Below are 24,643 nucleotides of genomic sequence, written 5' to 3'. Positions count from 1 at the left end.
AATTTTATTATGGAATTATTTGATGTAAAAATAGAATTACGAAAAGGCGTTAAAAATAAAATAAACTATTTTCTTGCAACTTTGGGTGAATTTGCTTCTCTTCTTATAGAGGTATTTAAATATACTTTTAGATCTTCTTTCTCTTTTAAACTTTTAAGAGAGCAGATAGTAAGAATGGGTGTTGATTCATTTGTTGTTGCTGCTGTTACAGTTCTGTGTACTGGTATGGTTATGTCTTTACAGATAGCTGTAGTACTTGATAGTGTATTGAAAGGTATTTCTCAGTTTGTAGGATCTATGGTTGGTAAGGCTATGGTTAAGGAGCTATCGCCTATGCTTCTTGCTTTGATATTTGCAGGAAGGGTGGGAAGTTCTGTTACAGCTGAAATAGGTACTATGCAGGTTAGCGAGCAGTTAGATGCTTTGAAAACTTTATATACTAATCCTATAGAATATGTTGCTGTTCCACGCTTTTGGGCTGCTGTTATATCGCTTCCTATGCTCACAGTTTCTGCCGATATTATAGGTGTTTTGGGAGGAGCTATAGTTACAGTATTTGTGCTTAGGAGTGATCCTATTCATTATTTTGATAGTGCCATATCTGTTATATCACTAGGGGATTTTATAGGAAGTTTAATTAAATCAACCATATTTGGTGCTGAAGTTATGCTTATATCCTGTTTTTATGGTTTTAGAACTTCGGGTGGTGCAGAGGGTGTAGGTAAAGCTACTACTACAAGTGTGGTTTATAGTTTTATGCTAATACTTATTACTGACTATCTTTTAGTTTCTATACTTGGATTGTTTGGAATGTAATCATCGCTTATTTTTTATATTTTATGGAATATGTATTAAAATATATTTATTTGTAAAGATTGTTATATTAAAAAATAGTTTTTATTTTTATATCATATTGAATATTATTTATAAATTTATATACTAAAATATATACTATGAATATAGAATATATATGCAGCCATATTTTAAAAATGATTCAGTCTCCTGTAAGAATATATAATTCAAACAATATTTTAGAAAAAACTATAGGAATTTATGAAGATTGTAAAGATTCTATAGATATAAGACTTCAGAATTTTCTTCTTGTAAACGCCAATATAGATTATCCTATATTAAGTATAGATAGAGATAATATAGTTTATTCTTCTATTGTTTTATCAGATAAAAAGATCATAGTAGGTCCTAATTGTATAAATAGTATATCAAATGATTCTAAAAATATGTTAGAGATACCGCTAGATATATTTTGTGAAGAGATTTTATTTATTCATAATTTATATAATAATACAGAAGTATCTTATGATGAAATGCTTATTAATAATTTTATTAATGAAGAATTAATTCATAAAATAAATAAGGAAATTACTGATACATATATAAATACATATTCTAATAATGTATTTCATAATCCCTATGACAGAGAGCTTAGAATATTGGAAAGCATCAGAAATGGAGATTTAAATAGTTTAAAGCAGAGTTTAGATGAAAAGTTTATAGGTCAGTATGGGGTTATGGCTAAGGATAAAATTCGTTCTTATAAAAATGTAGCTATATGTCATATATGTTTATCAAGCAGGGCGGCTATAGATGGAGGTATTTCTTCAGAAGTTTCTTTTTCAATTTGCGATAACTTTGTAAGAAAATTGGAAGATACTAACAAAATAGAACATATACAATCTATAGAAAGAGAGGCACAGTTTTATTTTACTCAGTTGGTATACAATGAAAAAAATAATGAGCATATAGACAATAAAAATTATTTAATAAATCAATGTAAAGAAATAATTATCAAAAATATTAATAAAAAAATAGTTGTTAAAGATATAGCAAAAAAACTTTATACCAATTCTGAATATCTTTCAAGGGTATTTAGTAAACAGGAAGGTATTACGATAAAAGATTATATACAAAGAGAAAAGATTACATTTTCAAAAAATATGCTTATATATTACGAATATTCTTTTGGGGAGATAGCACAATATTTTTCTTTTTATTCTCAAAGTCATTATATAAAAATATTTAAGAAATGGACTGGTACAACTCCAAAGAAATTTAGAGATGAATATGGTATAAAAAATAAATAATTTTTAAAAAATCAAATTTGTAGTATAAAAGTAATAATTATAGTATATAATGCCCCAATTTTTTCCTAGTCTAAATATATAAATAAAATAAATATTTTGGGGGCTTAACTATGATAAAAAAAATATCTATTATCATTTGTTCTTTAATGTTCTTTATAATTTCTTGTTCTGGAGGAAATGACAGCGATAAAATTTTAGTTGGTGTTGCCATGCCTACTCAGTCATCAGAAAGATGGATAAATGATGCCGCTAATATGAAAGCTAATTTAGAAAAATTAGGATATGCAGTTGATATTCAGTTTGCTGAAGATGATGTTCAAACTCAGGTATCTCAAATCGAAAATTTTATAGCAAAAGGTGTTAAATGTTTGGTAGTTGCTTCTGTAGATTCTCAAGCGTTAGTAAATGTTTTGGATCAGGCAAAAAATAATGGTATACCAGTAATAGCTTATGACAGATTATTGATGGATACTGATTCTGTTTCATACTACGCTACATTTGATAATAAAGGTGTAGGAACTAAAATAGCAGAATATATAGTAAAAGCTAAAAATTTAGAAACAGCTAAACAAGAAAACAGAAGCTATACTGTAGAGTTCTTTATGGGATCTCCAGATGATAATAATGCTTTATTTTTATATAACGGTATAATGGAAGTTTTACAGCCATATCTTGATAATGGTGTATTAGTATGCAAAACAGGAAGAACAAGTTTTCAGGATACTTGTATATTGAGATGGTCTCAGGAAACAGCACAGCAATGGGCTGAAAATTATCTTTCTGGTTATTATAATAATCAAAAATTAGATATAGCTTGCAGTGCTTTTGACGGATTTGCCTATGGTATACGTTCTGCCTTGGAAGCATCAGGATATAAAGTTGGTGAAGATTGGCCTTTAATATCTGGTCAGGATGCTGAATTAATGGCTATAAAAAATATTATTTCAGGTCATCAAACTATGACTATATTTAAAGATACTAGAATATTAGCAGAAAAATGTGCAGCTATGGTTGATGCTGTATTAAAAGGCGGTGAACCAGAAATAAATGATACTACTCAATACAATAATAATGTAAAAGTAGTTCCTACTTATTTATGCGAACCTATTGCTATTGATAAAAATAATTACCAAAGCATAATTGTTGATAGCGGTTATTATACAGAAGAACAACTTCAAGTTAATTAATATTCCAATTAAAATTAGGAGGACATTCATGGATAATGATTATATTTTAGTAATGGAAAATATTACAAAAGAATTTTCATCCGTAAAAGCTCTTGATAATGTTAATTTAAAGGTGAAAAAAGGTGAAATACATGCTCTATGCGGAGAAAATGGGGCAGGTAAATCAACGCTTATGAATGTCCTCTCTGGAGTTTATCCTTATGGTAGTTATAGCGGTAATATATACTATAAGGGAGAGAAGTGTAAGTTTAAAAAAATTAAAGACAGTGAGCATAATGGAATAGTTATAATACAGCAGGAATTAGCGTTAATACCTTATCTTTCAATAGCTGAAAACATATTTTTAGGTAATGAACAGGTTTCTTTTAAAGGTGTCATAGATTGGAATAAAACCAGAGAAAAAGCTGTAGAAATGCTTAAAGTTGTAGGATTAGAAAATGAAAATGTAATGGATCCTATTTATACTATAGGTGTGGGCAAGCAGCAATTAGTTGAAATATCAAAAGCATTAGCGAAGAAAGTAGAACTTTTAATATTAGATGAACCTACAGCTTCTCTTAATGATAAAGAAAGTATGAACTTGCTTGAGATTATTAAACAGTTAAAGAATGAAGGTATTACTTGTATTATTATATCTCATAAATTAAATGAAATCAGTTATATAGCAGATTCTATAACTATTATTAGAGACGGACAAAGTATACAAACTTTACATAAAGGAAAGGATAGTTTTGATGAAGACACAATAATTAAAGGTATGGTTGGAAGAGAATTAACAAATAGATATCCAAAGAGGGAGAATTGTCCTATAGGTAAAGTTATATTTGAAATAAATAATTGGAATGTATATAAGGGTAATAAACATGTTTTAAAAGATATATCATTAAACGTAAGAGCTGGAGAAGTAGTTGGTATTGCAGGATTAATGGGTAGCGGAAGAACAGAACTTGCTATGAGTATATTTGGAAGGACTTATGGAGATCGAATTAGCGGAAATATGAAGATTCATGAAAAAGAAGTATTTATAAAAAGTGTTAAAGATGCAATAGATAATAAAATTGCATATACTTCAGAAGATAGAAAAACTTATGGTTTGGTACTTATAGATGATATAAAACATAATATGACAATGGCAAGTCTTAAAAATGTTTTTTCTAAATTTGGTGTTGTTAATGATAATGAAGAAATATTAAAATCACATGAATATAAAAATTTATTAAATTTAAAATCTAATTCAATAAATCAGGTTGTAGGATCTTTATCTGGTGGAAATCAGCAAAAGGTAGTTTTAGCAAAATGGATGCTTTCTAATCCAGATGTTCTTATCTTAGATGAACCTACCAGAGGTATAGATGTTGGTGCTAAATATGAAATATATTGTGTTATTAATGATTTGGTAAAAATGGGTAAAGCTGTAATAATAATATCTTCGGAATTGCCTGAAGTAATAGGAATGTCAGATAGAGTATATGTATTAAATGATGGAAAAATTGTCGGTGAGTTGAAAGAAGATATTAATCAAGTAAATATAATGAAGTGTATTATTCAAGATAATTAATTATAAAATTAATAAATAAAAATATAAAAAAATGGAGGCATTTTTATATGGATACAAAAAATACAGCTAACAAATATATTAATATTGATATTAAACAATACGGCATGATAATAGCACTTATAGCTATATTCTTTTTATTTTATATTCTTACAGGAGGTAAAAATGCATCTCCTACTAATATAAACAATTTAATAATGCAAAATGGTTACATAGTTATATTATCAATAGGTATGCTTTTATGTGTTTTAACTGGTAATATAGATTTGGGTGTAGGTTCCATAGTTGCCCTTTGCGGTGCTACTAGTGCTATATTTGTAGTTGATTTAGGAATGCCCACCCCAGTTGCATTTTTAGCTGCAATAGTTATCGGTACATTATCAGGTGTTATAGTTGGATTTTTCGTATCTGTTTTATCAATACCTCCATTTATTGTAACTTTGGCTACTATGTTAATGGGAAGAGGTTTAACTTATACCATGCTTCAAGCTCAGACAAAAGGTCCTTTGCCTAAAGATTACACTTTTTTAGCAATTGGATTTTTACCTAATATAGAAGTTACATTAGGAACAGTAAAATTAGATTTGGTTCCTATAATAATAGCTTTGATAATAACAGTATTTATAATATTATCAGTAATTAAAAAAGATAAAGAAAGAGCTAAATATGGTTTTCCTACAGTAGTAAAATGGCAGCAGGCTATAGTTATTTTTGTAATATTAGCTATATTATGGTTCTTCTTGTATAAACTTGCTAGATATAACGGTATACCTGTTGTATTAATATTAATGTCAGTTCTTATTGCTATATATCATTTTATTACAACAAAAACTATAGCAGGAAGACAAATATATGCTTTGGGCGGAAATGCTAAAGCAGCTAAATTATCAGGTATTAATACTAAACTTGTATTTTTCTGGGTTTATGCCAATATGGGACTGTTATCTGCAATAGCTGGAATAGTATTATCAGCAAGAAATGCATCAGCAACTCCTAAAGCAGGTGACGGTTTTGAAATGGACGCTATAGCAGCTTGTTATATAGGAGGTGCGGCAACTTCAGGAGGTATAGGCACTATTATTGGTGCTGTAGTAGGGGCTTTTACTATGGGTATATTAAATAATGGTATGTCTCTTGTTGGGTTATCTACAGACATACAAAAGATAGTTAAAGGTTTAGTTTTATTAGGAGCAGTTACATTTGACTTATTGTCAAAACAAAGGAAAAATGCATAAAATATTCTAATTAATTTTGGAGATAAATAAAATGAAAAACTTTAATGTTGGCGAGCATTATGTATTAGGGGCAGATTTTGGTTCTGATTCTGTTAGAGTTGTTATCTTAGATGCAAGAGATGGAAACGTTGTTGGCAGTCATGTAAGCTATTATCAAAGGTGGAAGAAAGGACTTTACTGCAATAAACAAATAAACCAATTCAGACAGCATCCTTTAGACTATATTGAAAGTTTAACAGAGGCTGTTAATAATGCTGTTAAAGAGGCTGATAAAAATTTTAATAATGTATCTGAAAAGATTAGAGGTATATGTATAGATACAACTGGCTCTACTCCATGTTTATGTGATAAAAACGGAATGCCTTTAGCTATGAGTGAAAAGTTTAAAGATGATCCCGATGCTATGTTTATACTTTGGAAAGATCATACTTCAGTAAAAGAGGCAGATGAGATTAACAGAGTTTCTCATAGCAATGATGTGGATTATACTCAATATCTTGGAGGAGTTTATTCTACCGAATGGTTTTGGGCAAAAACTTTGCATGTGATTAGAAATAATAAAGATGTAAAAGAAGCAGTGTATACAGTTATGGAGCATTGCGATTGGATAACAGCGGTATTATGCGGAAATACAAATCCAAACACTATAAAAAGAAGCAGATGTGCAGCAGGTCATAAATGCATGTGGCATAAAAGCTGGGGAGGATATCCGCCTAGAAGTTTCTTTGATAAATTCGATTCTAAACTAGGCGATATAAGAGAATCATTAGGAATTGAAACATATTCAACTGAAACTATTGAGGGATATTTAACAAAAGAATGGGCTGATAAATTAGGACTTAATGAAGGTATATTAGTATGTGTAGGAGCTTATGATGCACATATAGGTGCTGTAGGCGGTTTGGTTGATGTAGGAGTTTTGGTAAAAAGTATAGGTACTTCCACCTGCGATGTTACTATTGGAAATTTACCAAACGGGGAAGAAAAGTTAGTAAAAGGAATATGCGGTCAGGTAGATAGTTCTGTTGTTGAAGGATATATAGGTTATGAAGCAGGTCAGTCTGCTTATGGGGATTATTATTCTTGGTTTAGAAGTTTGTTAATGTGGCCTTATAAAAATATATTAAAAACATCTGAAGAAGAGACAGAAATGTTTGAGAAGAAAATACTGCCTTTATTAGAAGAAGAGGCTAGTAAAATAAAAACAACAGAAGACTCTCCTTTTGCTGTGGATTGGATTAATGGAAGGAGAACTCCTTTTGCTAATCAAAATTTAAAAGCTTCTATATTTGGAATGTCATTAGGGGTAGATGCTCCTATTTTTATGAAAATGCTTTTAGAGTCAACAGCATATGGAGCTAGGGCTATAATAGAATGTTTTGAAGATGGCGGTATAGAGATTAAAAAAGTTATGGCTATAGGCGGTGTTGCTAGAAAAAGTGTATTGGGAATGCAGATATTGGCGGATGTTACAAATAGAGAAATATATGTAACTAAAGGCGATCAGGCTCCTGCTATTGGGGCTGCTGTATTTGCGGCTAAGGCTTATGGTTTATATGATAGTGTTTTTGAGGCTCAAAATGCTTTGTCTGCTGGAATAGACAGAGTGCATAAGCCTATAGAAGAAAATGTAAAAGTATATGAAATATTATACAAAAAATATAAAGAGCTTGCTAATTTTAGTGAGAAATTAATTAATAATAATTAATTTGTGGAGGATAAGTATTATGATAGATTTATCTAAATATGAATTTTGGTTTTTGACAGGCAGTCAGTATTTATATGGAGAAGAAACTTTAAAAGATGTAAGAGCTAATTCAAAAAAAATAGCAGAAGCGTTAAATAATAGCGGACTTCCATATAAAGTGGTATGTAAAGAAATATTGACAGATTCTGATAAAATATTAGCACAATTAAATGAAGCAAATTCAAGCGTTAATTGTGCAGGGGTAATATGCTGGATGCATACATTTTCCCCAGCAAAAACTTGGATAAAAGGGCTCAGTGTATTAAAGAAACCTATGCTTGAATTAAATACTCAGTTCAATGTAGAAATACCTTATGACAAAATAGATATGGATTTTATGAATTTAAATCAATCTGCACATGGCGACAGAGAATTTGGTTTTGCTACATCAAGAATGAATATACCTCGTAAAGTTATAGCAGGGCACTGGTCTAGTAAAAATGTACAGAATAGAATAGCTGTATGGATGAGAGCTGCTGTTGCTTATATTGACGGTACGGACATGACTATTGTAAGATTCGGCGATAATATGAGAGATGTTGCTGTTACTGATGGTGATAAAGTTGAGGCTATGATAAAATTCGGCTGGTCTGTTCAGTATTATGCTGTTGGTGATTTAGTAAAATATATGAGTCAGGTTACTGATGCTGAAATAGATAAACTTATGAAAGAGTATGAAGATACTTATAATATAGTTTATGGAGATAATAAAGAATATACAATATCTCATATAAAAGAACAGGCTAAAACAGAAATAGCTATAAGAGCATTTTTAAAAGATAAAAATGCAAAAGCATTTACAAATACATTCCAAGATTTGTATGGAATGAAACAATTACCAGGTCTTGCTACTCAAAGATTAATGGAAGACGGATACGGATTTGGTGCTGAAGGTGATTGGAAATTATCTGCTTTGGTGAGAACTATAAAAGTTATGGGTAATGGTTTGAAAGGCGGCACTTCTTTTATGGAAGACTATACTTATCATTTTGAAGAAAATAATATGATGAATTTAGGAGCTCATATGCTTGAAGTTTGTCCTTCTATAGCAGAGTCTAAGCCTAATATAGAAGTTCATGAACTTGGTATAGGTGATAAAGAAGCACCTGCACGTTTAGTATTTAATGGTCAGGCTGGTCCTGCTTTATGTACTTCAATAGTAGAAATGAAAAATAGATTCAGAATGTCAGTTAATGTAGTTAATGCTGTCAAAATAGAAGAAAATAAATTCCCTAAATTGCCTGTGGCTAGAGTGCTTTGGAAACCAGCACCTAATTTAACTACTGCTGCTGAGGCTTGGATATTGGCTGGAGGCGGGCATCATACTGTTTATTCTAATGCAATTAATGTTGATTATTTAACAGACTATGCTGAAATTGCTCAAATAGAACTTTTGGTAATAGATGAAAATACTAAAATTAATGAATTTAGAAAAGAAATGAGATGGAATGAAGCTTATTGGAATATGAGATAATATTATTATATGATATTTATTTTCTATTATGATAATATATTATTTATTTCATAATAGAAAATATATCTTATAATCATTAAAGGGGCATACATATGCTTGATGAATTAAAAAAAATAGTATTTGACGGTAATATTGAACTTGTAAGAAGAAATCTAGTTATTTACACTTGGGGTAATGTAAGCGGTATTGACAGAGAAAGCGGTCTTTTCGCTATAAAACCAAGCGGTGTTGATTATGATACAATGAAATTTGATGATATGGTTGTATTGGATTTAGAAGGAAATAAAAAAGAAGGCAAGTATAAGCCGTCATCTGATACTGCTACTCATATAGAATTGTATAAGGCTTTTCCAGAAATAGGTGCTGTAGTTCATACTCATTCAAGTTATGCTGCTAGTTGGGCACAAGCAAGAAAAGATATAAAAGCATTCGGAACAACTCATGCAGATTATTTCTATGGAGATATACCTTGTGCCAGAGCTTTAACTAAAAAAGAGATAGAATCGGATTATGAAAAAAATACTGGATTAGTTATAATAGAGACTTTAAAAGAAAGAAAGATTAATCCTATGGATATACCCGGAATAATATTATCATCTCATGGACCTTTTGCTTGGGGTAAAGATGTTCATAATGCAGTACATAATGCTGTTGTACTTGAAGAAGTAGCTAAAATGGCTTACAGAACTATACAGATTAACCCTGAAATAACAAGAGTAGAACAGTATTTGCTTGATAAACATTATTTCAGAAAACATGGAAAAAATTCATACTATGGTCAAAATTAAAATTTTTTGAGTAAACTGTATAATCTTATATTTATACCTAAACAATTATATTTTGTCAAATTTTACTTATTTATAAATGAACTTATTATAGGATAAAGTATTATTAATTATACAAGTTTTAAATGTATGATTATACTTATGTTTTAGTCGCGGTACAGCGTCACAAAAGAACTGGGAGTGTGTACAATTGTGTACTTCACAGCAAAGTTCCAGAAATAAAAAAAATATAATTTTATTTTTGAAAAACTATATTTTTTAGGTATATATTATAAATATTTGAGTATTTGTAATATTAAATCTTTCATCAATTTTTTTCTTCAAAAAAAGTTGCAAAAATACTTGGATTTAGTGTTTTTTATTAATCTATTTTATCTGCTTACCCGTCGCAAAAATCTATTTTTTCAATAAACAAAATTAAAAAACTACAAGTGCAAATTTAATAATCACTTCTAGTTTGTTTTTAATAAAATATTTAAATTAATTTTTTAATTTTTTAGTATATTATCATAAGATTTAAAATCATAAGAATGCTCAGCACTTTTTACAGTATTATTAATAGCCCTACACATAACCGTTGCCGCAAAAGTTCCAACTGAATCCAAACTAGCATTAATATTTCCAATACTCATATTAATATAAGGATGTACTCTATAATCACAAACACATAAATCAAATATACAATACTAACAAACTAAAGCCCCTTTGTAATTCCTACATCAAAACCAATATTTATTTCTTATAAATATTTCATAACACATCCTGAAGCATCAAGACCGAAAGTACTTCTTCCACATTTTTGATTAGCTTTCTCTAAAGTTAATTACTGATTATAAAGTCATAAATTTTTTTCTGGCAGCAGTGATTGTGCTTTCTACTACCCAATTATACCAAGATGAAGAAACCTACAGGTCACTTTGTAGCTGGGCTATAAACTCCTGAATATGTTTCTTTTTATAAAATATATATAATGTGTGTTCTCTTTCAAATAAAATTTTTCTGTAAGTAAATTTTGTACCATTGTCTGTCTGAATACAATAAATACGAAAAGGAAAATATTTAAGCATATGATTGATAAAATCAATAATGATTTCTGGTGTTTTTTCAGTATATAAATTATATTCTTATAGTTAAATTAACCGTCGTTAACTGATAATAGCGTATTTTAGTAAAAAAGTGTACTTTTTATTAATTTTAAATTTTTTAGCAGAGGTACGCTTCTTAACCTTATTAGGACTATTTTTTGGTTTCATGCTTTTATTTTATATAGCATATGTTTCTTCGAATTTTTTCTTCCAATAGTAATAAGTTCGAATACTAATATTAAATTTTGAATTCTTTTATTTTTAAGTTTATTAATAATTAATACTATCTTTTTTTTCTGATTTGTATTATATTGTTTCATAGGTATTCTTTTTTTATTTGTGTTAATTTAAATTATAAGAAATATCTGATTTTTTTAAACTAAAAAGTGTGCAATATTTATGGCTCTTAAACAAAGTTAATTAAAATGTATTATTGTTTTTTACTTTATATATATTATAATGTTTTTTTAATTCATAAATAAAATTATTTTATTTAATATTTATTTAGTATGTAAAAGGAATAAAATGATATCAGTAGAAAATTTAAGTAAATACTATGGTGATTTTCATGCTTTGAAAGGCGTGAGTTTTGAAATAAATGCAGGTGAAATAGTAGGAATATTAGGTCCTAATGGTGCTGGAAAGTCTACTACTTTGAGAATACTTACCTGTTATCTTTCTCCTACAAGCGGAAATGCTGTTATTGACGGAAAAAGCATATTAGATAATGAGATGGAAGTAAAAAAAATTATAGGATATTTACCAGAATCAGCACCGCTTTATGATGATATGAGTGTGTTTGATTATCTAGTTTATATGGCTGAGATACAAGAACTTGAAAGAAGCAGATTAAATGAAAGACTAAAATATGTCGTAGAAGCATGCAGTTTGAAAGATGTTATATCAAAATCAATAGGGGAGCTTTCAAAGGGTTATAAGCAGAGAGTTGGTATTGCAGGGGCTATAATCCATGATCCTAAAATACTTATATTAGATGAACCTACAAATGGGCTTGACCCAAATCAGATAGTTGAAATAAGAGAGCTTATAAAAGAATTAGGTAAAGAAAAAACTGTACTTATATCAACTCATATATTAAGCGAAGTTGAAGCTACTTGTTCTAGGGCTATAATTATTAATCAGGGTAATGTCATTGCAGATGCTGACCCTAAACATTTAACTTTAAATAACGGTAAAGAAAATAAAATATCTTCAAGAATAAAATTATCTATTAAAACTAATGATGATAATAATAAAATAATAGAAAAACTAAAAAAAATAGAAAATGTTTATGATGTGAAAATAGAAAACAATGATAATTTGAAAGATATAGTAGTTTATTCTAATGATGAAGAGCCTAGAGAGAAAATTTACTCATTTATAAAAAGTACAGATTGGATAATATATGAAATGATGAAAGAAAGAGAAAATTTAGAAGAGGTGTTCCATACACTTACAAAAGGAGATAAATAAGTGGAGAATGTTTTTTCAGTAAGTAAAATAAATCATATTATAAATAAATCTATTGTTATACTAAAAAAAGAATTAAGACATATTTTCTTTTCGCCTATAGCATATATATTTTCAGCAATATTTTTGATAGTAAGCGGAGTATATTTTTTCTCAAGATTTTTTATACTTCAGCAGAATGATATGCAGGATTTCTTCAGCATTCTGCCTTTAATACTATCTTTAATAATACCTCCTATAACAATGGGTTTATTATCAAGTGAGTTTTCAAGCGGTTCTTATGAGCTTATAAGTACTCAGTCAGTTTCGCCTTTAGAAATTATAATAGGCAAATTTTTATCAGCTGTCATATTTATGCTTTTTGCCTTAATTCCTACTATACTATATCCTATAACATTAATGTTTTTAGGAAGACTTGATATAGGTCCTGTAATAGCTGGGTATATAGGAAGCGTGTTTCTTATTATGGCATTATGTGCTATTGGTATATTTGCCTCATCAACTACTAAAAATCAGATTGTAGCTTTGATAGTAGGGCTTGCTATTATGATATCATTAAACATGTTTTTAAGGTATTTAACTTTGCTTTTTCCAGCCTCTGTTAATATTATAGAAGTTATAAGCGGTGATTATCATTTTGCTAATATTGCAAGAGGAGTATTAGATTTGAGAGATATTGTTTATTTCTTGTCCGTTACAGTAATATTTTTGTATTTATCAAATATTATGCTGGAAAATAGAAAATAATTTACGATATTAGAAATTAAATTAAAATAGGGATTATATAAATGAAAAAGAATATTACTAAAATTATAGTTTTACTCGTGATATTAGCTGCAATAAGTGTTATAGCTTTTATTACTACAAAACAAAAACGTATACAAATTGAAGCCAATAAGCCTAGAACTCAGCTTTTTGAACTTAATGAAACAAATGTTACAAAATATGAATTAAAATATGCTAAAGAACCTATTATAGTAGAAAAAATAGATGAAACTTGGAAGGTAATTTCGCCTTCTAATAATTATAAAATAGATCAGTTAGAGGCTTTTGCTAATGTTAAAAACTTTAATACACTTAATATTGACATGACTATTACTAATCTTACTGAGCTTGAATCATTCGGACTTGAAAATCCAAGTAATGAGTTTACAGTTTGGGAAGGAAATAAGGAGTATAAGATATTTGTTGGAAATAAAACTCCAGATGAAGAAAGATACTATGTAAAATATAATGATGAATATTTCAGTGTTGAGCTTATATATATAGAGGCACTTAAAAAAACTATTGATATGCTAAGAGATAAACAGATATTTGACAGACCTATATATATAGATTCAGTAATCAAAACAGAAAGCAATGTAAGAGATTATACTAATATTATAAGAAAAGAAAACCGAACTAATTGGGCTGTTGACGGAGTAGAGGAAGAGATCAACTTAGATAAGGCTTATAGAGATTTTGAAACTTTATCTTTAGTTAAGGCAGCAGGATTTGTATATGATGATAATATGATAAAATATTTGGAGAGATTATTTAGAATACCAGATGCAGCAGTTACAGTATATATGGAAGATAATACCAAAAAAAGCTATGAAATAGTATACGATAATAATGATAACAGAGTATATGTAAAACCAGAAAGCGGAATAATATATGAAGTTGATTATTCTATATATGCTGCTGCTATGCGTGACAGAAGCTACTACATAAAAACAGAAGAAGATGAACAAAACGCTGCTAATAATGATACAGATATGACAGAAGATGATAATATTAGATTAGATGAAAATATTCAGCAATAATTTTATATTATAGGAGCAAATTATGAAAAAGCAAATACCTAATTTACTAAGTATTAGCAGAATAGTTTTATCACCGCTTGTTATATTTTTATATTTTTATAATTCTATGATAAGTGCAGTACTTGCTTTGATATTTCTTATATTATTGGAGATAACTGATGCTTTAGATGGGGCTATGGCTAGAAAACTGAATTTAGTTAGTGATTTAGGTAAGGTATTAGATCCTTTTGCGGATACTGTATTTCATATAACTATGTTTACGATATTTTTGTATGAAGGTTCTATGCCTATATGGATGTATATAATTTCGCTTTATAGGGATATGTTTTCTATGTTTATAAGAATATTAGGAGGGCTTAAAGGCTTTGCTGTTGCAGCCAAGTTTAGCGGAAAATTAAAAACAGCTTCAAGGGCTGCGGCTGTTGTTATAATATTCTTAATAAAAATATTAAAGCATACTTCTATAGTTTTACCTTATAATGAAATAATATACTATAGTTTATTAGTAGTTACAATAATAACTATATATTCATTCTTTGATTATATGCCTTTAATAACTGGAAAGTCGACTAAAAAATAATTTAACTCATTTAATTAATTTTTAGTATTATAATAAAAGCTGATGACTTACTATTTGAGTTGTCAGCTCTTTTATTATAAATAATTATATAAGTTTTAAATGTGTTTTAAAAAATTAGTAATACAATTTTTTATAAAATATGTTTTATATTTACGCAAACAGCAAGTGCTTTTATTATTTTAATATTAACTATATAAAAATACAAAATTGAAGAGCTATGTTATTTATTTTTAGATTATATAAAAATAAAACCGCCTATAAAATACTTTATAGACGGCTTGATTATATGGCAATTTTATTATATGTCTGTTTTATGCAGATTTTACAACTTTTTTCTTGTATATAGTATCTACTATAACACCTAAAGCATTGTCTCCAGAAACATTGCATGCAGTACCGAATGAGTCTTGAGTAATGTATAAAGCAACCATTATAGCACATAAAGGACTATCTGGAGTACCTAATCCAACCATATAAAGGAAAGGCAAAGCTGTCATTATAGAACCGCCAGGAGCACCAGGAGAAGCTATCATAGCTATACCAAGCATAGCAATGAAAGGAAGTACTGTAGTGTAAGAAATAGGTATTTGATGCATTAAACATACGGCAGTGGCACAGGCTGTAATTGTTATCATAGAGCCTGCCATGTGAATATTAGCACAAAGAGGTACTACAAAATTTCTTATTTGTTCAGATATTCCGTCTTTTTCAGCACATTGCAAATTTACAGGTATTGTAGCAGCTGATGACTGAGTACCTAAAGCTGTAGCATATCCTGCTATTTGATTTTTCATAAGCATAAAAGGATTTTTCTTTCCTATTGTACCAGATACTAAGAATGCTATTAATAAATAAAGTAAATGCATTATTATTACCACTATAAATACTTTCCATAATATTCCTAAAATTACAAAAGTTTTTCCAGATCTAGTCATATCTACAAAAGTACCACAAATGTAAAGAGGTAAAAGAGGAATTATAGATACTCTTAAAACTTTATCTATAATAGTTGATAACTCTTTAAAAACATTGTACAAATAATCACCTATTTCTTTTCCTCTCATAGTGGAAATACCAAGTCCTATTATGAATGCAAATAAAACAGCTGCCAAAGTATCTAAAAGTGGGGTTACTGTTATTGATAGATAAGGAGCAACAGAGTTTCCAGCAGCAGCAGCTATTTTTTGAATATCATCAGGATTCATAAAACTAGGAAATAGATTATAAGCTACTAAAAAAGATGCTGACCCAGCGATTAATGTAGAACCATATGCCAATATACAAGTTACAAGAAGCAAGAATCCCGAGCCTTCTTTTAAATCAGCTATACCCATAGACACATAGGAAACTATCATTAGCGGTATTACGAACTTTAAATAAGAACTGAATATTCCAGATGCCGTAACAATAATTCTTGATATTACTTCTGGTATAAAGTGCTGTCCAAAGAATATACCAAGTAGAATTCCGATGATTAGTCTAGGTACTAATCCAAGTTTAAATTTTTTTTCCATGCATTTCTCCTAAATTAATGTTTATACTATATAATATATACAAAAATCACAACAAGTAAATAGAAGTCCACATTTTTTTGTTTTTAACTACTAATAGAAATATTAAAATTTTATTTAAAAAACTTTTACACTACATAAATTATGTTTACAAAAAATATAATAGATTAATAATAAAACATTATATTTTAAATACATTATTATATATAGTTTTTATATATTTTAAATTAATAAATATAATATTTTTAAATGTTATATTATTATATAAAAATGAATGATATTTATATATTATTCATTTTATTTATGCCGCTATAAATTTATTTTTATTAAAAATAATTATTAATTAATATAAAATATATTTACTTTATAAAAAATAAAGTTATAATAAATATTATTAATAGTAATTTTAAATTAACTAATAGATATCTTGTATATTAATAATGATTTATCAATAAGCTAAATTACATATCTATAATAATATTAGTATAATAAAATAAAAAAATAATATATTTTACGAATGTTTTTCAATTTTTACGTATTTATAAGAGAAAATATATTATTTGGAATTTTATTATGAAAAAACTATTTTTTCTTATTTTGTTAGTTGTGATTATTATATTTTCTTGTAAAAAGATAAATATATTAAGCCCTGTTCATATTCCTCCACCTACAGCATTTCCACCTGATAATGATAAAGAGGAAAATATACCAGATTATCCTAATCCAAGTCCTTTGCCTCTGCCACCTGAAGAAACAGAAGAAAAACATATAGAAATAAATCCAGAAATAGTTCAAGATGGCACAGTATTTGGAGGATTTTCAAAAAGATTTATATATAAAAATGAATGGTATGTATTAGCTGCTAGTGAATATAAGTATGATCCTAATAAAAAACAATTAGACAAAACAGGAAAAGGGGCAGTATTAAAAATAACTGATAATGGAAATACAATAGTAAAAATACATAGCTTATCACCAAATGAAGATTTAAGTAAAGTTCAATATTGGACTAATCTTCATTCTCCTAAATTAATTATTGATACAGATAGAGTATATATAGAATTAACTAATAGATCATATGAAGTTCCTTATAAAGATGTAACATTCGAAATAAAGCCGAGTAATTTTAAAGATACATTATATAATATAGAATATTATTATGAAGTTAGAACATATATACATAGTGTTTCTTCGGATACACTTATTAATTGGCAGAATTCAAAAGATATTGATAAGATATATAAACTTCCAGAAACAAATTATAATAATCCAAATAACTGGCAAGGAAGAATAGGCTGTACTAGAATAGAAATAGTATTTTTTAAAGATAAATTGTATGCGTTTAATAGATGGTATTCAGTATATGATTTAAGCCCTACAGGATACAGAGATCCTAATGATAAAATATTTACTACTTCAGATGGGTATTATTATGTTAATGATTTGAATGATTCCTCTTTAGAGTTAAAAACTTGGACAACAAATCAAAATCCATTTGGAAGCAGAGACGGTTATGATATAAAAACGGACGGAAAGAAACTTTATGTTACAGGAGGAGTTTCAAATTGGTTCTATTATAATGCTCCTTATTGGGGATATGGAGTTAAATATTTTAATAACTCTGACGGTATATGGTCTACTGAAGACGGTAAGAATTGGGTAAAAGAAACATCATCAGCAAATTATGATGCAGCTGATTATATAGGTGATGAAATGATAGCTATGAGCAGTTTGCCTCAGACACCTCCTACACCTTTAGAACCTTCATATACCTTTCTTAACGGTAAATATTATAGAACTTTAAATCTTACTTATCCTATACCGCCTATAAAAGAAATAATGGAGACCGTTGATAAATTTGAGACTAATTTTACTATTACAGAGGAACATATAAGAAAGTCTGGAAGTTATCAATTACAGGTATCTGATATTTCTCCAGATAAGGCACAGGAATCAGATTGGATTAATATTGTACCAAATAATGATATTACTTCTTTTATAGGCTGGGAAAGCGGAGGAGGAGATTTGTTTACATTTAATAATAAAATAGTGCGTTTGGTCGATTATGATAGAGAATTTCAGCTTAATACTCAGTACGAAACAGCATTAAACTTATCAGAGAGATATTATGCTCTGCTTATAAAGGCAAAAACTATGGAAGATTATAAAAAATATGATTATTATTTCTTGTATTATAAGTCAATGTCTGATATGATTAAAATGATAAAAGATAAAGGCAATGATTATTTCCTTCCAGATAAGGCCTATACTCATTATACTTTTGAATTATAATTTTGGATTATTTTTTATGAGAAAAACTATTTTTATATTTTTTATAATGATTTTATCAGTCTTAAATCTGTATTCTCAGTTTCCTGGACTTAATTATAATACATTTATTAATGCATATATAGACTATACTGGAATGTATAATAATATACCAAAAGAAACATTAGATATTTTGACATCAAGCGAACAAATGAATAAATTATTTGATGACGGAATAAAATCTTTTACATTTGGGGAGCTCATATCAATAGCTCAAAATCCAGAAAAAGTTTTGGATACTACAACTAATGAATCTGTAATATTATTGGTTGGTACCACATTAGGTTTTTTGGAAGTAGCCAATATGCAGCAGGGGACGGCATCTGCTGTACTTAATGCTTTAAAAAATAAGACTGCTTTTAATGCCGCTTCTGGAAATAATACAGGTCTTCTTATACCTATGCATACTCCTATAGGAAGTTTTGGAATCAATTTATATAGTGATGTTCCATTGCTTCATATTGATTATATAAAAAATCCTACAAGAACTCAAAATGATTATGAGGCTTTATCAAAGGCATTGGATATATTGCCTATACCTCATGTCAATGCATATTTGCAGGTAAATTTAGGACCTATACCTTTGGCTTTAACTCTTAGAGGAGGCATTTCTTTGGGATTTAAAGAGATTTATGGGGCGGTTGTTAATGATGTTGAAATAGAATCTATGGGGTGGAATATAGGAGCTTCACTCAAGGCTTATTTATTTAGAACTAAATATTTTTTTGGAGATTTAAGATTTGATTTTAATTATGATGTTGGTAATTTAAATTTGGATGTTAGAAATAGAAATATATATGTGCCTTTATATTTGGGATACAATGGCGGTACTGAAACTGGAGTAGTTTTCAATGGAAATGCTTTTTTAAGAAGTAAATGGAAAACTTTTGCTTTAAGTCCTAAATTGGTATTTGGATTTAAAATGAAAGAAAAAGTTCCAGTCATACAATATTTAGCTGCATATTTTTCAGTTGGGGCAGATATAACTTTTGGAAGTATGCAATCAACAGTAGGCGTAAATGGTATTGGGAGTTATGCCAATATAGTAGGACATGAGATAATAGCAAATGATTTATATATACCTAATTCCAGCGATAAGCAATCTTATAAACTTTATGATATGAGAGTGGGTTTTCATTTTGATATATTCTATCAGTCATTAGCTATAGAATACGGTATATTTACAAAGCAATTCGCAGTTTCATTTATACCTATAAATATAAGATTTTAATAAGGCGGTATTATGAAATATATAAAAATTTTTTTGATTATAATTATTCCTTTTATTCTTACTGCCTGTTTCATACCTGAAAGAAGATTATATTTCTCTTGGAATAGACCTCATGATGTTAAAGACGCATGTGATTATGAGTTTAATGTGAATACTAATGTTTTATTAATCAAAACAGAAAGAGGATATTTACTTGATACAGATAAAGAAATATATTATAGGCTTGGAGAAGAAAAGCCTTATAATATAGATGATTATTATTATGTTATGAATGAAGTTATGACTTTTATGAGTAATAATAGAAACTGTATTTTGATAGTAGAAGGTCATGCTGATATTATAGGTCATAGTAATGGAGATATTAATTACAGATTATCAGAAAGGAGGGCTAGTGTTATAAGAGATGTTATACTTTCTTCAGGTTTTTTTTATAAAAGAGTTCAAATTTTTCCTTATAGTGATATAATTCCTAAGTATATTACTAATACTTCACAAAATAGAAGAGTTGATTTTGTGGTCCTTAAATGTGAGAGAGAATTAAGTAATTATCTTAATTATTATAGTAATTATTACAGCAATATTACAGCATTTAGGAGTAATATTACTGAATAATTTTTTAGGAGTTATATTATGTTTAAATTATCAAAGATTGTTCTAATAAGCAGTTTATTGATATTAGTTCAGCAAATTTCATATGCCAAAATTGGCGGATTTGAATTGATAGTTAATGTTCCTATAGGTGCTGGTATTACTTTAGTCAATAAAAATGTATCAGTTGCTGGTAATCCTAAATTAGGAGGAAATTTTCAAATAGGAGTAGAGACTGATATAGGATATATGTTTCAAATAATGGATAATATGGGAGTAAGCCTTCTTGGTTCTATTGGGTATGATTTTACTGGTTTTAATTATTCAAAAAATAATAATACAGAGAATTATAAAAATACTGTTCATGATATTTATATAGGTTTTTATCCTAAATTCAATATATCTGGATTTTCTATTGGTATCAATACTGGAGTAAAATTTGATGTAAGTTCAAAATTACACTATGAAACTTCATCTGTTTCTGAAGATATTAATAATAAAGTTAAGCCTAGAACATATATAAGGGGTACTTTTGATTATTCTGTATTTTTCAAAGATAATATGGCTATTAATGTTGGGTTATATATAGGTTATGACTGGGGATTCGCATGGTCAGATACATATGCTAGTGCTGATGTTGTAAAAAATGAAACATTTGGAAACTTAGATGTTGGTGTTCAGGTAGGATACAGATTCGGACCAAAGTTTTAATTAAGATATATTCAATAATCATATTTCTGTTTTTTATAAAGGGCATACTATAAAAAATAGCGTGCCCCATTTTTTATTATTACAATATCTAAAAATTTTTAGGTTTTGTTAAAAATATATTCTTTAACAGAATAAATATGAAAGTATATCTTTTTGTTGACAAACTTAAAAATTTTTAGTATATACCTAAACAAATATAGTTTATCAAAATTAATTTTTTTAATTTAAAATATTTGCTGTCTTTGCTCTGAGAAGTATACTGTCATGCCGCTTTGCATACCTCGTAACACCCAAAAAAAATTCGCTTGCTACCTAAGAGGCATGGCGTGGTACATATTATATGAAAAAACTGTATTTATATAACTTAAATATATACTTTATACAATATTTAAAACATTTATATTATAAAATAAAATCCTAAAATTTTTATTAAATACTTTTGGAACAAGTTTAATAAATTTATTTTGTAAGTAAAAAATTATAATTAATTATAGTAACTAGTTTTCAAACAACTATATTTTAATTTTATATCATTATTAAACAAAATTGTAATATTAAGTTATAATTCTTGACTTAATGATGATTACTTAATATACTAAATATATTAAAACAAAAAATATGAATAATGGATATTAATAAAAAATGGATTACAATAAACTAAATGATATTATTATTTCTATGAGAAGAGATTTGCATAAAATACCAGAAGTGGGTACAGAACTTCCTGAGACAAAAAACTATGTTATAAATAAATTAAAAGAATTAGGACTTTCTTATAAAGAATCTTCAATCGACAGCGGACTTGTATGTGATATAGGAAATAATGATGATAATAAAAGCATAAAAAATATAGCGGCTATTAGAGCGGATATGGATGCTTTGCCTATAGAAGAGGAAACAGAATTTGATTATGCTTCTAAAAACGGTAATATGCATGCATGCGGACATGATGCCCATACTGCATGTCTGCTTGGGGCTGCTTATTATTTGGCTGAAAATAAATCAAGAATAAAAGGCACTGTAAGGTTAGTTTTTCAGGCAGCGGAAGAATTGGCAGTAGGAGCACATAATATGCTTAATTCTGGTTTGCTTGACGGAGTTAATGCAATAGTTGGTACTCATATAGGAACTTTGGCTGCTAATGTTCCAAGTGGAGAGTTTGTATTAAAAGAGGGTGCTTTAATGGCTTCTAATGATAGAATATTTATAAAGGTTATAGGGAAAGGTTCACATGGTGCTTATCCTCATCTTTCTGTTGACCCTATATTAACAGCAAGCCAGATAATACAGGCAATATATAATATTAAAAACAGAGAAATACCAGCAACAGATCCAATAATAATTTCTATATGTATGGTTCATGCAGGAAGTCAGTATAATATAATACCATCTGAAGTTAATATCGAAGGAACTTTTAGAACATTTAGTGAAGATACTAGAGTTTTTATAACTGAGAGAATAAAAGAAGTAGTTAATTCTATTGCAAGTGCCAATAGGGCAGAAGCTCAAGTTATAATAAAAAGGCGTGGTGCTCCTGTTATCAATAATGCTGACATATATAAAGAGCTTGATGAAGTGTGTAGCAGCTTAAACTTTAAAAAGGCTTCTTATTATGAACTTTCCATGGCAGGTGAGGATTTTGCTGATTATTTAGATAAAATTAACGGAGCTTTTATATTATTTTCTACAGCCACAGAAAAAAATATACCTCATCATAACAGCAAATTTGAAATAGATGAATCAAAATTGTATCAGCCTTCTGTGCTTATGAGCGAATGGGCTATTAAACATTTAGAGTTAAACAGCTAATAAAAGTTATTAAAATTATACTTAATTTCAAACTTTCTTTAAAAATTAAATATAAAATTTTTTGATTAGTTTAATAATAAAAAATGAATAGTTTAAATATAATTATTCTTCAATTTAAAATAAATTAGCAGATTGGTATAAATAGTATACTGTAATAGATTATATCAATAAAATTATTTTTTATATAGAAATTTATACAATATATATTATACTGCATATACAATTTTAAATTATCTAAACTTATTAAGGAGCATATATGAAGAAATACAAACCAGAAACAAAAGAAGAATTAGAAAAATTAGTATATACTGACGGAATAAAACTTTATGATGTAGATACAAGCCTTATTACTGATATGAGTGAACTTTTTTATAAAAGCAGCAGAAAAGATTTTGAAGGCATAGAAGACTGGGACGTTTCTAATGTAGAGGATATGTCATATATGTTTGCATATATGAGTTATGATAGTTTTGAAAACCGTTCTAAAGCTAAGTTTAATCGTAATCTTAATAATTGGAATGTATCCAAAGTTAAGCATATGAGTTTCATGTTTTATTATTGTCATGACTTTAATCAGCCTTTAGATAAATGGGACGTTTCAAATGTTCAGGATATGTTTAGAATGTTTGATAATTGTAAAAAGTTCAATCAGCCTTTAAATACTTGGAATGTATCCAATGTAACAAATATGAGCGGTATGTTTCAGGTAGCGGAAAGTTTCAATCAGCCTTTAGACAAATGGGACGTTTCTAATGTTACAACTATGAGGGCTATGTTTAATTATGCTAAAGCGTTTAATCAAGATATAAGCAATTGGAATGTTAGTAAAGTTGAAGATATGGGTTATATGTTTAGTATATGCGTTAATTTTAATCAGCCTCTTAATGATTGGGACGTATCTAAAGTAAAAACTATGGAGGGTATGTTTAGAAGTGCTTTTAAATTCAATCAGCCTTTAGATAAATGGAATACTTCAAAGGTTGAAAATATGAATGAGATGTTTAGTCAATGTAACAGCTTTAATCAGCCTTTAAATAGCTGGAATGTATCCAATGTAAAAACTATGGAATCTATGTTTCGCAGTACTGAAGCTTTTAATCAGCCTTTAGATAAATGGGATACAAAAAAATTAAAAACAATGTTTGGAATATTTGATTTTGCTAAAGGTTATAATTGTTTTGATTCATTAGCAAATTGGGATTTAAACAAAGTATCAGAAATGAGTAATTTATGCTTTAGTAGGTATGAAGAACTTCCGTTAAAAATCAAAGCATATCTTCAGGCATTTTATGGTTCTTATAAAGATTATTTAACTATTACAAAAGATAATGTCAAAGAAGTATATGATTTAATATCAAAAGATACAAATAAAAAAATTTTGTCATTAAAAAAGAGATTAGAAAGCGAGTTTAGTGAAGAACTTTCATCTGTTACTGATAA

General features: G+C 28.1%; 20 protein-coding genes. 18 read left to right on the top strand and 2 right to left on the bottom strand.

Annotated elements, in window-relative coordinates:
- The first annotated feature begins 9 nt into the window (after positions 1–9).
- The 8 genes from KQ44_RS04525 (at position 10) to KQ44_RS04490 (ending at position 10,088) form a co-directional block, all read left to right on the top strand.
- Positions 10–816, top strand: coding sequence for an ABC transporter permease (locus KQ44_RS04525; RefSeq protein WP_096736406.1), 807 nt, complete (start codon positions 10–12; stop codon positions 814–816).
- A gap of 137 nt (positions 817–953) precedes the next feature.
- Positions 954–2,102 (top strand): AraC family transcriptional regulator, encoded by a 1,149-nt coding sequence (locus KQ44_RS04520; protein ID WP_096736405.1) that lies wholly within the window; start codon positions 954–956, stop codon positions 2,100–2,102.
- Positions 2,103–2,212: 110 nt separating this feature from the next.
- A complete protein-coding gene (gene chvE, locus KQ44_RS04515) occupies positions 2,213–3,289 on the top strand; it encodes a multiple monosaccharide ABC transporter substrate-binding protein (protein ID WP_096736404.1) in 1,077 nt (358 codons plus the stop codon).
- A gap of 28 nt (positions 3,290–3,317) precedes the next feature.
- On the top strand, positions 3,318–4,847 hold the full coding sequence (locus KQ44_RS04510; protein ID WP_096736403.1) for a sugar ABC transporter ATP-binding protein: 1,530 nt from the start codon (positions 3,318–3,320) through the stop codon (positions 4,845–4,847).
- A 47-nt stretch (positions 4,848–4,894) separates the two neighbouring features.
- On the top strand, positions 4,895–6,079 hold the full coding sequence (gene mmsB, locus KQ44_RS04505; RefSeq protein ID WP_096736402.1) for a multiple monosaccharide ABC transporter permease: 1,185 nt from the start codon (positions 4,895–4,897) through the stop codon (positions 6,077–6,079).
- A gap of 31 nt (positions 6,080–6,110) precedes the next feature.
- Positions 6,111–7,787: a ribulokinase gene (locus KQ44_RS04500; RefSeq protein WP_096736401.1), complete on the top strand. Its 1,677-nt coding sequence runs from the start codon at positions 6,111–6,113 to the stop codon at positions 7,785–7,787.
- Positions 7,788–7,806: 19 nt separating this feature from the next.
- Positions 7,807–9,300, top strand: coding sequence for an L-arabinose isomerase (gene araA, locus KQ44_RS04495; protein WP_096736400.1), 1,494 nt, complete (start codon positions 7,807–7,809; stop codon positions 9,298–9,300).
- A gap of 92 nt (positions 9,301–9,392) precedes the next feature.
- Entirely contained in the window at positions 9,393–10,088 is a 696-nt protein-coding gene (locus tag KQ44_RS04490; protein WP_096736399.1) for an L-ribulose-5-phosphate 4-epimerase, read from the top strand.
- A gap of 485 nt (positions 10,089–10,573) precedes the next feature.
- On the opposite strand, the gene KQ44_RS04485 is transcribed toward KQ44_RS04490, so the two are convergent.
- Complete coding sequence (locus tag KQ44_RS04485) at positions 10,574–10,717, bottom strand: hypothetical protein (RefSeq protein ID WP_240516479.1); 144 nt, start codon at positions 10,715–10,717, stop codon at positions 10,574–10,576.
- Between the two features lie 978 nt (positions 10,718–11,695).
- On the opposite strand from KQ44_RS04485, the gene KQ44_RS04475 reads away from it, so the two are divergent.
- From KQ44_RS04475 to pgsA, 4 genes are read left to right on the top strand one after another with little or no spacing between them, the layout of a single operon-like run.
- A complete protein-coding gene (locus KQ44_RS04475) occupies positions 11,696–12,643 on the top strand; it encodes an ATP-binding cassette domain-containing protein (RefSeq protein ID WP_096736398.1) in 948 nt (315 codons plus the stop codon).
- Positions 12,644–13,387: an ABC transporter permease subunit gene (locus KQ44_RS04470; protein ID WP_096736397.1), complete on the top strand. Its 744-nt coding sequence runs from the start codon at positions 12,644–12,646 to the stop codon at positions 13,385–13,387.
- 41 nt (positions 13,388–13,428) lie between these two features.
- Positions 13,429–14,445, top strand: a complete 1,017-nt coding sequence (locus KQ44_RS04465) for a DUF4340 domain-containing protein (RefSeq protein ID WP_096736396.1) — start codon at positions 13,429–13,431, stop codon at positions 14,443–14,445.
- A 22-nt stretch (positions 14,446–14,467) separates the two neighbouring features.
- Entirely contained in the window at positions 14,468–15,025 is a 558-nt protein-coding gene (gene pgsA / locus KQ44_RS04460; RefSeq protein WP_096736395.1) for a CDP-diacylglycerol--glycerol-3-phosphate 3-phosphatidyltransferase, read from the top strand.
- Between the two features lie 311 nt (positions 15,026–15,336).
- Here pgsA and KQ44_RS04455 read toward each other — a convergent pair whose 3' ends face one another.
- Positions 15,337–16,539: a dicarboxylate/amino acid:cation symporter gene (locus KQ44_RS04455; RefSeq protein WP_096736394.1), complete on the bottom strand. Its 1,203-nt coding sequence runs from the start codon at positions 16,537–16,539 to the stop codon at positions 15,337–15,339.
- A 570-nt stretch (positions 16,540–17,109) separates the two neighbouring features.
- Between KQ44_RS04455 and KQ44_RS04445 the strand changes: the two genes are divergently transcribed.
- The 6 genes from KQ44_RS04445 to KQ44_RS04420 all read left to right on the top strand — a co-directional run.
- Complete coding sequence (locus KQ44_RS04445; RefSeq protein WP_096736392.1) at positions 17,110–18,828, top strand: hypothetical protein; 1,719 nt, start codon at positions 17,110–17,112, stop codon at positions 18,826–18,828.
- A 16-nt stretch (positions 18,829–18,844) separates the two neighbouring features.
- Positions 18,845–20,095 carry a hypothetical protein gene (locus KQ44_RS04440; RefSeq protein ID WP_096737787.1) on the top strand — a complete coding sequence of 417 codons (1,251 nt, stop codon included), beginning with the start codon at positions 18,845–18,847 and terminating at the stop codon, positions 20,093–20,095.
- Between the two features lie 12 nt (positions 20,096–20,107).
- On the top strand, positions 20,108–20,707 hold the full coding sequence (locus tag KQ44_RS04435) for an OmpA family protein (RefSeq protein ID WP_096736391.1): 600 nt from the start codon (positions 20,108–20,110) through the stop codon (positions 20,705–20,707).
- Positions 20,708–20,725: 18 nt separating this feature from the next.
- Positions 20,726–21,394 carry a hypothetical protein gene (locus tag KQ44_RS04430; RefSeq protein ID WP_096736390.1) on the top strand — a complete coding sequence of 223 codons (669 nt, stop codon included), beginning with the start codon at positions 20,726–20,728 and terminating at the stop codon, positions 21,392–21,394.
- Between the two features lie 642 nt (positions 21,395–22,036).
- Positions 22,037–23,203 (top strand): M20 family metallopeptidase, encoded by a 1,167-nt coding sequence (locus KQ44_RS04425; RefSeq protein ID WP_096736389.1) that lies wholly within the window; start codon positions 22,037–22,039, stop codon positions 23,201–23,203.
- 256 nt (positions 23,204–23,459) lie between these two features.
- The coding region (locus KQ44_RS04420; RefSeq protein WP_143277877.1) for a BspA family leucine-rich repeat surface protein at positions 23,460–24,643 on the top strand (1,184 nt) is incomplete at its 3' end.

The sequence above is a fragment of the Brachyspira sp. G79 genome, from assembly GCF_002379365.1.
Classification (GTDB): Bacteria; Spirochaetota; Brachyspiria; order Brachyspirales; family Brachyspiraceae; genus Brachyspira.
The sequence above is the reverse complement of the archived record's forward strand: the minus strand, read 5'-3'. Positions and strand labels throughout refer to the sequence as shown.

Bases quoted from the DNA above. Each gene is read 5' to 3' on its own strand.
- KQ44_RS04490 (WP_096736399.1), top strand. From the start codon at position 9,393: ATGCTTGATGAATTAAAAAAAATAGTATTTGACGGTAATATTGAACTT.
- mmsB (WP_096736402.1), top strand. From the start codon at position 4,895: ATGGATACAAAAAATACAGCTAACAAATATATTAATATTGATATTAAA.
- chvE (WP_096736404.1), top strand. From the start codon at position 2,213: ATGATAAAAAAAATATCTATTATCATTTGTTCTTTAATGTTCTTTATA.
- KQ44_RS04440 (WP_096737787.1), top strand. From the start codon at position 18,845: ATGAGAAAAACTATTTTTATATTTTTTATAATGATTTTATCAGTCTTA.
- araA (WP_096736400.1), top strand. From the start codon at position 7,807: ATGATAGATTTATCTAAATATGAATTTTGGTTTTTGACAGGCAGTCAG.
- KQ44_RS04525 (WP_096736406.1), top strand. From the start codon at position 10: ATGGAATTATTTGATGTAAAAATAGAATTACGAAAAGGCGTTAAAAAT.
- KQ44_RS04520 (WP_096736405.1), top strand. From the start codon at position 954: ATGAATATAGAATATATATGCAGCCATATTTTAAAAATGATTCAGTCT.
- KQ44_RS04425 (WP_096736389.1), top strand. From the start codon at position 22,037: ATGGATTACAATAAACTAAATGATATTATTATTTCTATGAGAAGAGAT.
- KQ44_RS04445 (WP_096736392.1), top strand. From the start codon at position 17,110: ATGAAAAAACTATTTTTTCTTATTTTGTTAGTTGTGATTATTATATTT.
- KQ44_RS04510 (WP_096736403.1), top strand. From the start codon at position 3,318: ATGGATAATGATTATATTTTAGTAATGGAAAATATTACAAAAGAATTT.
- pgsA (WP_096736395.1), top strand. From the start codon at position 14,468: ATGAAAAAGCAAATACCTAATTTACTAAGTATTAGCAGAATAGTTTTA.
- KQ44_RS04430 (WP_096736390.1), top strand. From the start codon at position 20,726: ATGTTTAAATTATCAAAGATTGTTCTAATAAGCAGTTTATTGATATTA.
- KQ44_RS04475 (WP_096736398.1), top strand. From the start codon at position 11,696: ATGATATCAGTAGAAAATTTAAGTAAATACTATGGTGATTTTCATGCT.
- KQ44_RS04500 (WP_096736401.1), top strand. From the start codon at position 6,111: ATGAAAAACTTTAATGTTGGCGAGCATTATGTATTAGGGGCAGATTTT.
- KQ44_RS04485 (WP_240516479.1), bottom strand. From the start codon at position 10,717: ATGAGTATTGGAAATATTAATGCTAGTTTGGATTCAGTTGGAACTTTT.
- KQ44_RS04435 (WP_096736391.1), top strand. From the start codon at position 20,108: ATGAAATATATAAAAATTTTTTTGATTATAATTATTCCTTTTATTCTT.
- KQ44_RS04465 (WP_096736396.1), top strand. From the start codon at position 13,429: ATGAAAAAGAATATTACTAAAATTATAGTTTTACTCGTGATATTAGCT.
- KQ44_RS04455 (WP_096736394.1), bottom strand. From the start codon at position 16,539: ATGGAAAAAAAATTTAAACTTGGATTAGTACCTAGACTAATCATCGGA.